Source organism: Gottfriedia acidiceleris (genome assembly GCF_002128425.1).
GTDB lineage: Bacteria > Bacillota > Bacilli > Bacillales > Bacillaceae_G > Gottfriedia > Gottfriedia acidiceleris.
Window position 1 is genome coordinate 122,595 of the sequence record NZ_NESS01000010.1, and the last position, 13,041, is coordinate 135,635.

Consider the following 13,041-nt stretch of genomic DNA (forward strand, 5'->3'; position numbering starts at 1 on the left):
TCGTTTATGACAGAAATTATATTTCAGATATGTTAAGCTATTGTTAAGTAATACTTAACAAAGTAACACACTTAAATAGATTAAACTATTGATAGGATAAAATGTTTTTTATTAGGAGGTTAATATGAACTTTGAACAACTAGAATATGTTGTTAGTATCGCGAATGAGAAGTCAATCTCAAAAGCCGCGAAAAAATTGCATATTTCTCCTTCAGGGGTTAGTCAAGCCATTAGTCAACTTGAAAGAGAATTAGAAATAAATATATTTAATCGATCTAGAGGCGGAATTACTTTAACTTATGAGGGAGAGTTAGTATTATCTAGGTCTATTGAAATTTTAAATAATTTGAAAGAATTAAAAGAACAGCTTTCGGATTTTAAGGAAACTAGAGTAAAACATATGAAAATAGCATGTGCTCCTACTTTTACTTATACAATTCACGAAGTATTAAAAAAATACTCAGGAAATAACAACGAAGCTACTATTGAATTAATTGAACAAGGTACACCTCAGATCATTAACAATTTAACAAAAGATGACTATGACTTAGCGTTAGTTGTATCTTCAAAAGCGGAACTAGAAAAGGAAAATAATATTAATTTCGAATTTTTAAGCAAGGGAAATATTTGTATCATAGTTGGCAAAAATTCTCATTTATATGAATTAGATTATGTTACAGCTGAAGATTTACTTCATCAAAAAGTTATTATGTATAATTTATCCAATAAAGGCTTTCTACAATTAGCTAAAAAATATAAAAATGAAATCGTTCTAAAATCAAATCGTACAATGACGCTTATTGAATTAATAAAGGAAGGCCGCGTATTTACATTTGTGCATAATACAACTTTAAAACATTTTCCTGAAGTCATAAGTGGCGAATTAAAAGTAATCCCAATTAAAGAAACAGATTATATTTATCAGGACTTTTGGTTAATTTCTCCAATAACCAAAGAAAATACAAGTGACAAAAATGAATTTATAAAGTGTGTAAAAGATCATTTAAATGGTATTTCTTAATAAAAAACGCTAAATGATACAAAATAAATTTGTACAATTAGCGTTTTTTTTAATATTTTTTAAGCAGTAGGAAAAATCTTTTTTAAAGATTCCTTCATATCGGGATTCGATTTAATTGTTGGACGTATTGCTCTTGTCATTTCTTCGGCTTCTTCAATTGTTTCTGCTTTATTTAGCGCAAGTAATGCTCCTATTGCCACAGTACCTGCACGTGTATTACCTCCACCACAATGGAAATATACTTTTTGATCATTTTGATAAGCTTCTACAACATGATCAATTGCTCTTTTAAGTGTTTCTGCTTGCTCCTCTTTATCATCAACAATCGGACTATGTACACGGTTAATTTGAGGGTCGACCTCATAATTTTTTACTCTCAGATCAAAAACAATATCTGCCTTTTCGTTTTCCATCATGTCTTTAACGTCATCTGCCCCACCGAAAAAAACACGATCCTTTATTAATTCTTGATAATTCTTGTTACTCATTTATTTGCCTCCAAATACGATTTTTTAATCTTTTCATTTAAGGATTTCACTTAATCTTCCATTTATATTTCCCTCAAACAATCCACCATGATAACAGATCACTTTTTCAATATCTAATGTCAATAAACCTTCAATAGATTTTAAGGATTGTTCAATATCAAATGTGTATAGTGGGTTTGAAGGATTTAATAAACCATTTTCAATCATTAGTGCATCTCCGGCAACTAATGTTTTCGATTCTTTATGATAAAAGCTTATATGTCCTGGTGTATGTCCAGCAGTGTCAATTACTGAAATACCACCACAAATTGGCAAATCATTTCCTGGTGTAACAACATGGTTAACTTTACCCTTTGGTGGATTTTCTAATCTGTTTTTAAATGCTTTTCGAAATTCTTCTGATGTATCTGCTGGTAATGACGCTACTGCTTTTGCTATTTTTTCTGGTGTAATTTTAATCAGTAACTTTTCACCTTGAATATAAGGTTTTTCTATTTCACTTGCATAGACTTCAATATTGTTAGTAGACTCTTCTACAATAACAGAAAGACTTCCAATGTGATCAATATCTTGATGAGTAATAAGAATTTTATTAAGTTTTTCAAATGGTACTCCTACTTGTTCAATACAATTTCGAAATTCGTTTAATTGTCCTGGATAGCCTGTATCTATTAATACAACATCTACGTCATCCCAAATTAGTGTTGGATGAATTGTATTTGTCATACCATTTGAATTCATCGTAATGGTTAACATTTGGATCCTACTTCTACCAAGCATAAAATCACTCCCGAACTAGATTTTATTTCCAAGTATTATCGTAACGATTAAAATCCATTGAGTCAATACAAAATATTTTATTATAACACAAACATTTTTATTTATCAATAAGCAAATTGATTTATTAAAATGTAATTTTTAACATTTACTCGAAAAAAAACTAGATATACTAATCTTTAAGTATATCTAGTCACACTGTGAAATATGCTCTTGTCATCTCGACCAAGATTTTCACAGTAAAGGAAGTTTAGTGAGATTGGTTTCTACTCCTCACATACTCTCTCTACTTTTTAAAGAGGTATATTTCCATGTTTCTTTTTAGGTCGTGTTTCACTTTTTGTTCTTAACATTTCTAAGGATTGTTTTAAGACTTTTCGTGTATCTCTTGGATCAATAACATCATCTACCATACCGTGAGAAGCTGCAACATATGGGTTTGCAAACATTTCTCTGTATTCTGAAATTTTTTCAGCACGAGTCGCAATTGGATCGATACTTTGATTAATTTCTTTTGCGAAGATAATATTCGCTGCTCCTTCTGGTCCCATTACGGCGATTTCTGCATTTGGCCAAGCGTATACTACATCTGCACCAATTGCTTTAGAATTCATTGCTACGTATGCTCCTCCATATGCTTTTCTTAAGATTACAGTAATTTTTGGAACTGTAGCTTCTGAATAAGCATATAAAATTTTAGCTCCGTGACGAATTATTCCACCATGCTCCTGGTTTACACCTGGGAAGAAACCTGTTACATCTTCAAATGTAATTAAAGGAATATTAAACGAATCACAAAGACGAATAAATCTTGCAAGTTTATCAGAAGAATTAATATCAAGACCACCTGCCATTACTTTTGGCTGATTAGCAATGATTCCAACGCTATGTCCATCAATACGTCCAAATCCGATCACAACGTTTTTTGCAAAGTTTGGTTGTACTTCCATGAAGTCTCCATTGTCAAGAATTTGCTCAATCACTTTTCTTACATCGTAAACTTTCGTAGATTCAATTGGAACTAAGTCAATTAGGTCTTCTCTCCAATCATCTTTTTCGAAGAAAGGAACTCCTTCTGGTTTTTCATTATTATTTTGAGGTAAAAAGCTGATTAGTCTGCGTACTTGTTCTAATATTTCTGGTTCTGATTCTTCAGTGAAATGTGCTACACCGCTAATCGAAGAATGAACTTTTGCACCTCCTAGATTTTCAGTTGTAATTTTTTCACCAGTAATTGTTTCAATTACTTTCGGACCAGTAATAAACATTTGACTTGTCTTTTCAACCATAAAGACAAAATCAGTAATTGCTGGTGAATAGACCGCTCCACCTGCACACGGTCCCATTATGACAGAAATTTGCGGAATCACGCCGGAATAAATAGAATTACGATAAAAAATATGACCGTAACCGTCTAATGAAACGACACCTTCTTGTATTCTAGCTCCACCAGAATCATTTAATCCAATAATTGGAGCACCTACTTTTGCAGCTAAGTCCATAACTTTCGCAATTTTTATAGCGTGCATTTCACCTAATGCTCCACCAAATACTGTAAAGTCTTGCGCAAAAACATAAATTAAACGTCCATGGACTTTACCGTAACCTGTGACAACTCCTTCACCCGGACTATCCATTTTGTCCATTCCGAAATTCGTAGCGCGATGTTTAATAAAAGGATTTAGTTCGACAAAAGTATCTTCATCTAATAAAAGATTAATACGTTCTCTAGCAGTTAATTTCCCTCTATTATGCTGTGAATCTATTCGTTCGTCTCCGCCGCCTAGTTCAATTACTCTTTTTCGATCCATTAATTCATTAATTTTCTCATACGCTGTCGTCATAACTTTATTCAACTTCCTTTCTGGATACACTAGATGATGGTTGGCATAGCTCAAACAATACTTTATTCGTTGAATTAGGATGAAGGAAAGCAACTAGGCTATCGTGCGCACCCTTTTTTGGAACTTCATTAATTAGTTTAATTCCGTGTTCTTTCACGATTTCAAGCTGTTTCTCACAGTTATCTGTTTCTAATGCAATATGGTGAATTCCTTCGCCTTTTTTCTCAATAAACTTTGCAATTGGGCTTTCTGGACTAGTTGCTTCTAAAAGCTCAATTTTCACTTCACCGATTTCGATAAATGCTACACGTACTTTTTCACTTTCAACTGTTTCGATACCTTTAAGTTTTAAGCCGAGTACATTTGTATATAATTGAATAGAAGTCTCTAAATCTCTTACTGCAATTCCAATATGATTAATTTTTTTAGGACTAGTCTCGTGCATTACAATGTCTCCTTCCTATTGCCTTCAAAAATGGTTAATAAATGGTTCGCAGCTGTAGTTGCTGTTAATTCTCCATTTACAATTGAGCTTTCAATCGTTTTTAAATTCTGTTTCACAATTTCATGATTCAGAAAACTTAGTTTCAACTGTTCAAAAACCATGTTGTACATCCAATCAATCATTTGTTTTTGACGGCGCTCAAAAAAATAGCCAGACTCAGTTGTAAGATTTTTAAAAGCATTAATTTCATTCCATATTTCTTCAATACCTTCACCAAGTAATGCGGAAGCTGTATATGCTTTACTAGACCAACCAGGTGTTGAAGGTTGTAATAAGTGAAGAATTCGATTAAATTCAGCCCTAGCTGCTTTGGCTTTTATTTTGTTTTGTCCATCGGCTTTATTGATGACAATTGAATCTGCAAGTTCCATGATTCCTTTTTTAATTCCTTGTAGCTCATCGCCTGCTCCAGTTAGCATAACTAAAAGAAAAAAATCAACCATTGAACGAACCTGTACTTCACTTTGTCCAACACCGACAGTTTCAATTAAAATTACGTCATAGCCTGCTGCTTCGCAAACTAGCATTGATTCTCGAGTTTTACGTGCAATTCCGCCAAGTGAACCACCCGATGCAGATGGTCTAATAAAAGCATTAGGATTCTTTGAAAGAGAATCCATTCTTGTTTTGTCTCCTAAAATACTACCTTTTGTAATTGTGCTACTTGGATCGATTGTTAAAACGGCTACTCTATGTCCTTGATCACACAAATATGTTCCAAAGCTTTCTATTAAACTACTTTTACCGGCTCCTGGAACCCCAGTTATTCCAATCCGGATCGAACGACCTGAATGAGGGAGTAATCTCGTGAGCACATTTTGTGCAGAATTCATATGTGCTTTCGAATTACTTTCTATAAGAGTAATTGTTTGCGCTAAAATAGTTCGATTGCCTTCAAGTACTCCATTTACATAGTCGTCTTCTGAAAGCTTTTTCTTTCTCTTATTTTCGTGATCCATTTAAATCGAATCCTCAAGTCGGCGATTAATTTCTTCAATAACTTTTTGTGCCGCAACTGGGATAACAGTACCTGGTCCGAAGATTGCTGCCGCTCCGTTCTTCAATAAAAACTCATAGTCTCCTGCTGGTATTACCCCTCCAGCAACAAGAACAATATCTTGTCGACCTAGTTTTTTTAACTCTTCCATCAATTGTGGAAGTAGCGTTTTATGTCCACCTGCTAATGAGCTCATTCCAATAACATGAACGTCATTTTCAACTGCTTGAAGTGCTGTTTCTGCTGGTGTTTGGAATAAAGGACCGATATCTACATCAAAGCCTAAATCAGCAAACGCCGTTGCGATTACTTTCGCTCCACGATCATGACCGTCTTGTCCCAATTTAGCAATCATAATTCGAGGACGACGACCTTCTTTCTCTTCAAAATCATCAGCCATTTTACGTACAATCTCTATTTCATCTTTTTCACCGTATTCGGCACTGTAAACACCCATAATTGAACGAATAACGGCTTTATGTCTTCCAACTACTTTTTCATAAGCATCCGAAATTTCACCTAATGTTGCACGAGCTCTAGCAGCCTCAATTGCAAGCGCTAACAAATTGCCCTCCCCAGACTCCGCTGCTTCAGTAATTGCAGATAATGCTGCTTGAACTTTAGCTTCATCTCTAGATGCTCGAAGTTCATGTAGTCGCATAATTTGCGCCTGGCGAACTGCAGTATTGTCGACTTCTAAAACATCTAATGGATCTTCTTTTTCAAGGCGATATTTATTTACGCCAATAATCGTTTCTTTACCTGAATCGATGTGAGCTTGACGTCTTGCAGCGGCTTCTTCGATTCTCATCTTTGGTAAACCAGTTTCAATCGCTTTTGCCATACCGCCAAGTGATTCAACCTCTTGAATATGTGCCCATGCTTTTTGAACCAATTCATTTGTTAACGATTCAACGTAATATGAACCTCCCCAAGGGTCTACTACATTACAAATTCCCGTTTCTTCTTGTAAATAAAGCTGTGTATTACGGGCAATACGAGCAGAGAAATCCGTTGGTAATGCAATTGCTTCATCTAAAGCATTCGTATGAAGTGATTGCGTATGTCCTAACACAGCAGCCATCGCCTCAATACAAGTACGAGTCACATTATTAAATGGATCTTGTTCCGTTAAACTCCAACCAGATGTTTGTGAATGCGTTCTTAGTGCCATTGATTTTTCTTTCTTTGGTTCAAATGATTTTATCAATTTAGCCCAAAGCATGCGAGCTGCTCTCATTTTTGCGATTTCCATGAAATAATTCATTCCGATTCCCCAGAAAAATGATAAACGTGGAGCAAACGAATCAATATCAATTCCCGCTTTTAAACCTGTTCGTACATATTCCAATCCATTTGCCAAAGTATAGCCTAATTCAATATCAGCAGTTGCTCCTGCTTCTTGCATATGGTAACCGGATATACTGATGCTGTTAAATTTAGGCATATGTTGCGAAGTATAAGAAAAAATATCTGCGATAATACGCATTGATGCCTCTGGTGGGTAAATATACGTATTTCTCACCATATATTCTTTCAAAATATCGTTTTGAATCGTTCCTGTAAGCTGCGACTGATCTACCCCTTGTTCTTCTGCAGCGACAATATAAAACGCTAAAACGGGAAGTACCGCACCATTCATCGTCATTGAAACTGACATTTTATCTAAAGGAATACCATCAAATAAAATTTTCATATCAAGGATTGAATCGATTGCAACTCCTGCTTTTCCAACATCTCCTTCAACACGAGGATGATCTGAATCATATCCACGGTGAGTAGCTAAATCAAATGCGATCGATAAACCTTTTTGACCAGCAGCTAAATTTCTTCGATAAAATGCATTACTTTCCTCTGCTGTTGAAAAGCCAGCATATTGGCGAATCGTCCAAGGTTTGTTTATATACATCGCTGGGTAAGGTCCACGTAAAAACGGAGCAATTCCAGAAACATAACCTAAGTGTGTCATATGATTAAGATCATTCGAATCATACAATGGCTTTACATCTATTTGTTCTAAAGTTTTCCAATCATCATGTTCGACTTGGATCTGCTTAGGAGGCGCTATATTTGGTGCTGAAAATGTTGTATTAAAGGGCATCTTTGTAAAGTCTGTTAGTTTGTTCATTTCGTAATCCCTCCATCCTTTTGAAGATTTTCTAACATCTCGAAATTATTTACCTTCAAATGAATAAAATCATCAATTCCAACTTCTTTGTATAAATTCATATCTTCTATTGAAGGTTTTCCTGCTAAAAGTACTTTTGCATTCGGATTAATTGTTTTAATCTGATTTGTTATAGAAGGTACAACTTCTATATATTGATCATCAGCTGAACAAATAACAACAATAGTCGATTCTGATTTTTTATATGAATCGATTATTTCATCAATGGATGCAAAACCTTTATTTTGTAGCACCTTAAATCCTCCAACTTCAAAGAAATCAGTAACAAAGTCTGTTCGAGGTTTATATGCTGCAACTTGTCCAAAATTTGCTACAAATACCGTTGGATATTCACCAGTACTATTTTTATAGCTTTGAGAATTTTGGCGTAATGATTCATAAGGTTGCGCACCACGATGTATGTTTAATTGATTTACTCTAGGAAGTTCTGAGTCTTCTAAGTTCATTGCATTTAAAATGTTCATGATTGATGCACCGTTATTTGCTGCATCAATTGTATCTTCAATTGAACAACCACTTTGTAATACGAACTGTTTTGAACTGCCCTCGAAGTTTTCTTTATTCACCTCAACTTCTTTCTGGTCCAATTCCTTTTTCTCTAACTCGGTTTCATTCAAATTTGGATAAATATTGGTTCCAATAAATTTATCTTTTCTATTTTTTATGTTGCTCGATTTTTCTTTTGCAACCTGTCTTACTAATGCTTGTGGAAAACCTTCTTGTATTGCCTTGACCATTCCACCTTTTTCTTCAATCTTTTGGAATAGTTCCCATGCCTTTTCAGCTAAAGAGTAAGTAAGTGATTCAATATACCAAGAACCACCGGCTGGATCAGAGACTTTCGATAAATTTGATTCTTTATCAAGAATTAAATGAGTATTTCTTGCAATACGTCTAGAAAACTCATCAGATGATTTAATCGATTCATCGAATGGCGAAACATGAAGTGAGTCAGATCCACCAATTACCCCTGCAAAAGCCTCAACTGTTCCTCTAAGTATATTTACATAAGGATCATAAATCGTTTTCGTCCATGCAGATGTGCGGGAATGAATTTTCATTTTTTGTGAAGCTTCATTACCACCTAATTCTTTCATGATTCTTGCCCAAATCATTCTAGCTGCTCTTAATTTTGCGATTTCCATAAAGAAGTTCGAACCGACAGAAAACGAGAAAAGCATTTTCGTAGCTGCATCATCAAGAGGAATTTGTCGATTATCCATTTCACGTAGATACTCTAATCCTGTTGAAATAGCAAATGCTAATTCTTGTACTGCATTTCCTCCAGCATCGTGATAAGGATGTGACTGCACTAAAATATTTCTTAAATTTGCTGTATGATTAACCGACCATTTTGTGATCTCAGCCATCATTTTGTAAGCATTTTCAAGAGAATACGGAAGTGTCCCTTCCTTCACTAAATTACTGATCGGATCCATTCCAATAAAACCTTTTATTTTATTAAAATCGTAATGTTGTTGTTGCAAATATGCGATAAATGAACTAAAAAATGCTTGCCCGCCATGAACTGTTTCAATATTTAAAGGTACTTCCTCTAAATTTATATTTTGAAAGGCTATTCTAAAATCATTTATAGATTTTAAAATTAACCCTTTATTTTTACTATTTGTTACTAAAGATTCGTTCAGTTGAATCTTTAACATCGTTTGCCCTTTGTCTAAATCATGTTTTGCAACACGGTTGAACTCTACTGGTGAAGAACAATCTAATTCCTGACTAATTTCCCATGACTTTACAAGATAGCCTTGTTCATTTGTTCCTCTAACGAAAGGAAATTCTCCAGGTTGAGCGTTTAAATATGGGTAGTTAGCGATATCTTCTTCCCCATACATCGGCTTCAAAATGATTTCTTCATATGTTTTTGTTACAAGCTTTTCCTCAATAGTGGCTCCTTTTAAGGATTTTTCAACAACATCTCTCCACTCTTGTACAGTAGGCTTTGGAAATTCAGCAAATAAATTCTCTTCCAAGTTATAGTGCGAAGTTTTTGTATTTTCTGACATGTATAAAGCCACTCCTTTCTATATCTCTTAATTTAATAAGATGTAAAAATTAATTAGATAATCGAATTTATGAAAAAAAGTCGATTTTTCTTTTCATTAAGAATATAAATGCAAAGAATAATTAAAATTTCGACAAACGCTTTCAAAAATCCTCCAAAATTATGAAAATTACGTATTTTTTAAATACTCTTATTTATAAATATATTTTGAAATTAGTTTTATCTAAAAAAGTGTAAAAAAAAAGCTATTCATACCTTCTAGGGTAGGAAAGCTTTTTTTGAAATTGATGTCTATATTTCAAGTATGATTTGATTAGATTTTGCCCTTGAGACACAAGTTAAAATCATTTTATTACTTTTTCGTTGATCCTCATCTAATATGAAGTCGTGATGCTCAATTTGACCATCAATTACATTAACTTCGCATGTCCCACATCTACCAATCCTACAAGAATACGGTACTTTTAACCCCTCATCGAGTAAAACATCTAATAAAGTTTTATCAACGGGAACTTGCTTTGTAGTTCCATTCGCCAGTTTTACCTCAAACGGTCTTGATTTAGCTGATAAAGGTGGTGTAAAAACTTCAATATGGACACTTGATTTCGGATAGCCAAATGCAAAAGCTGATTCATTAAATTGAGAAATAAACCGATTAGGACCACAAAAATATACATGAGTTCCGATTGAATGGTCTAACAGTGTTTCAACTTTTATTCGACTAGATTTCAGCTCTTTTGTAAAGTAAAAAGTAGACTCTTCTTTATAATATTCATTTAAAAAGTCGTAAAATGCACAACTTGATTTTGTTGCTGAAGTATAGTGGAGTTCAAAAGATTTATTTTTACTTTTTAATTCTTTCATCATCGTTAAAAATGGCGTAATGCCAATACCCGCTGCATAAAACACATGATGTTTCGCTCTTGAACTTAATGGAAAATGATTTTTTGGATAGCTAATCCGAAGTCGATCACCTACTTTAATTCGTTCATGCCAATATTTTGATCCGCCTTTTGATTCCGAATTTAAATGAATGGCAATTTTATATGTGTTATCAATAAGTGAATGATGAACTAAAGAATAAGGTCTGCAAATAATCTCATTTTCAGAAGCAACATATGTATTAATATGAGAACCTCCACTAAAAGCTGGTAGAATAAATTCATCAATTGGAATAAAGCTAAATTCTTTAACCTGTTGAGTTATTTGATTTATTTCATTAACACGAACTAGTATCGTATTCTCAATCAATACAATTCACCTCCATCTACAATTTAGCGATGTTTCCTAAGTATGCGTCATAATGGACCGAATAATGGTCAGAAACTGAAAGTAATAAATGACAGTTTTGGCACTGAATTTCTTTACCAAGTTCGAATTTTATTAATTCGGTTAAACTATGACAACGACAACAAAAAACCTTCGAGTTCAGTTCACCATAACCAATATATTGTACTTCATCTTCAAAAAATCCTACATCCTCTATAATTGGTCTCAAATTTTTAAGCTCTTCTTTACTTAGTGCGATATATAAATAGCTGCCCATTTTCTGACTTTGTAACCAAGTTTTAATATTATTTTGCAATTGTTCTGGACTTGAATCAAATCCGATAAAGACAAAATCGAAAGAATAATTTTTCTCAAGTAACTTTTCTAAAATTGGTTGAATTAACGCTCTTCCTTTATGATTTGAACAGATTAAATATTTTCTTTTTCCATCTATAAATCTAGCTTCTTCAACTATTAAATTATTCATCGTTTTCTACCCAACTTCTTCAAGTTTATTTTTTAAGTATGTTAATACTTCTTTTTTATACGAAGAGATTCCTTTATAATCTAAAATGAAATCTGGCAATTCACATAGAATTTTATAAAATTGTTCCAACCATTTCTTATTTAATGTTAATTGCTCAAGTGGTAATAAGTGAGTATGAATCGTAAAAAGGAGCCCATTACTAATGGGTAACCTAAATAACTTTTGAACTTCAACGCGTAAATGAACAAATTTCCCAACATTTTCAGTTGAAACTTCTTTTCTGTCTTTACCCCATAAATCGAATGTTTCTAATGAAGTATCTAGTCGATTTCCTGCCATTAATGACCAATTTTTACGAGCCCAAGGTGCTCCTTGTTCGATATTTTTTAAGAAACGAAGAATTCTATCGTCCAATGATTTTCCACTAAACATCGGTATCGGTTGATGAATCTCTTTAAATCTCATTCCTAGTTTGAAAGTAAGTGACCAATTAGAGGGAAAACAGAGATGACCAGCATCTAAAAATAAATCACCATCTCGTTGACTCATATAAATTAAATCCTCTTGTACATGTCTACCTATAAAATTCAATGGCTTTCCTAAAACAGAAGATAGGTCCCCAAAGCTAAATTGTTCCTCCTCCTTCAGAAGCTTATTATAAATAGTCCAATATTCATGACCCCTATGAACTTCAAAATAGTCTGGATAATATCTTATTAAGTGATCTAAAACTAATTCTACAATTTCCCATTGTCCTTCAAAACTAGTAGGCAGTGCTTGATAACAATGGCTAGGGGAGTTGAGTAGTAAGCTTCTTTTTAATTTTATTTCATTCACATATTTAGGAGTAATCTCGATGCTTACAGGTGGATCTAATAGAATAGAATTATTGGAGAAACGATAAATCTCCTCTTTAAACGGATACGCAATAGCATTCTAATTCATTAATTTGATTCATCTGAACACCCTTTATAGTAGATTAAGAAGTAAATCATTCAAATTAGTTATACTAGACTTGTTTGTTGTTTCATTAGATTTTAATTAATTATAAGAATATTCTGTTTTTTATGTCAATAGATTGTAGATTAATTGTACATTTTAATAGAAGTTTACAAAAGAATCTTTTATGAGTAGGGTATTTTCATATTTCTGATTCTTTACTTATTCATGGACCACTTATGAGTTACTATATTTCATCTTCTTGCTTATTTAGTTACTCATTAACACCTTATGAGTTACTAAATCCCAGGTTTTTGCTTCTTTGCTTACTCATGAACCACTTATGAGTTACTATATTTCATCTTCTTGCTATTTTACTTACTCATGAACCCTTTATGAATAAGTTATTTTCTTATTTTTGCCTTTTTACTTACTCATGAACATCTTATGAGTTACTAAATCTCATATTTTGCTTCTTTACTTACTCATGAACACCTTATGAG

11 protein-coding genes are annotated in these 13,041 nt (G+C 33.3%); 1 reads left to right on the plus strand and 10 read right to left on the minus strand.

The annotated features are described in order from the left end of the window. Window positions 1–124 precede the first annotated feature (124 nt). On the plus strand, window positions 125–1,021 hold the full coding sequence (locus B6K90_RS17455; protein ID WP_088014036.1) for a LysR family transcriptional regulator: 897 nt from the start codon (window positions 125–127) through the stop codon (window positions 1,019–1,021). A 59-nt stretch (window positions 1,022–1,080) separates the two neighbouring features. Here B6K90_RS17455 and B6K90_RS17460 read toward each other — a convergent pair whose 3' ends face one another. The 10 genes from B6K90_RS17460 to B6K90_RS17505 all read right to left on the minus strand — a co-directional run bounded on the left by B6K90_RS17460 (window position 1,081) and on the right by B6K90_RS17505 (window position 12,529). Further along, the gene (locus B6K90_RS17460; RefSeq protein ID WP_088014037.1) at window positions 1,081–1,509 is read right to left on the minus strand and encodes a protein-tyrosine phosphatase family protein; all 429 of its coding nucleotides are present in this window, start codon (window positions 1,507–1,509) and stop codon (window positions 1,081–1,083) included. A gap of 33 nt (window positions 1,510–1,542) precedes the next feature. After that, a complete protein-coding gene (locus tag B6K90_RS17465; protein WP_088014038.1) occupies window positions 1,543–2,289 on the minus strand; it encodes an MBL fold metallo-hydrolase in 747 nt (248 codons plus the stop codon). A gap of 290 nt (window positions 2,290–2,579) precedes the next feature. Next, a complete protein-coding gene (locus tag B6K90_RS17470; protein WP_088014039.1) occupies window positions 2,580–4,130 on the minus strand; it encodes an acyl-CoA carboxylase subunit beta in 1,551 nt (516 codons plus the stop codon). 4 nt (window positions 4,131–4,134) lie between these two features. Further along, window positions 4,135–4,575, minus strand: coding sequence for a methylmalonyl-CoA epimerase (gene mce / locus B6K90_RS17475; RefSeq protein ID WP_088014040.1), 441 nt, complete (start codon window positions 4,573–4,575; stop codon window positions 4,135–4,137). Next, window positions 4,575–5,594 (minus strand): methylmalonyl Co-A mutase-associated GTPase MeaB, encoded by a 1,020-nt coding sequence (meaB, locus tag B6K90_RS17480; protein ID WP_088014041.1) that lies wholly within the window; start codon window positions 5,592–5,594, stop codon window positions 4,575–4,577. The genes mce and meaB overlap by 1 nt, the downstream gene beginning before the upstream one ends. Continuing rightward, window positions 5,595–7,760: a methylmalonyl-CoA mutase gene (gene scpA / locus B6K90_RS17485; protein ID WP_088014042.1), complete on the minus strand. Its 2,166-nt coding sequence runs from the start codon at window positions 7,758–7,760 to the stop codon at window positions 5,595–5,597. Further along, window positions 7,757–9,844, minus strand: a complete 2,088-nt coding sequence (locus tag B6K90_RS17490) for a methylmalonyl-CoA mutase family protein (protein ID WP_088014043.1) — start codon at window positions 9,842–9,844, stop codon at window positions 7,757–7,759. The genes scpA and B6K90_RS17490 overlap by 4 nt, the downstream gene beginning before the upstream one ends. Before the next feature lie 290 nt (window positions 9,845–10,134). Beyond that, window positions 10,135–11,094 (minus strand): PDR/VanB family oxidoreductase, encoded by a 960-nt coding sequence (locus B6K90_RS17495; protein WP_088014044.1) that lies wholly within the window; start codon window positions 11,092–11,094, stop codon window positions 10,135–10,137. Between the two features lie 16 nt (window positions 11,095–11,110). Further along, window positions 11,111–11,599 carry a hypothetical protein gene (locus tag B6K90_RS17500; protein WP_088014045.1) on the minus strand — a complete coding sequence of 163 codons (489 nt, stop codon included), beginning with the start codon at window positions 11,597–11,599 and terminating at the stop codon, window positions 11,111–11,113. A 6-nt stretch (window positions 11,600–11,605) separates the two neighbouring features. Continuing rightward, on the minus strand, window positions 11,606–12,529 hold the full coding sequence (locus B6K90_RS17505) for a heme-dependent oxidative N-demethylase family protein (RefSeq protein ID WP_088014046.1): 924 nt from the start codon (window positions 12,527–12,529) through the stop codon (window positions 11,606–11,608). Window positions 12,530–13,041 lie beyond the last annotated feature (512 nt).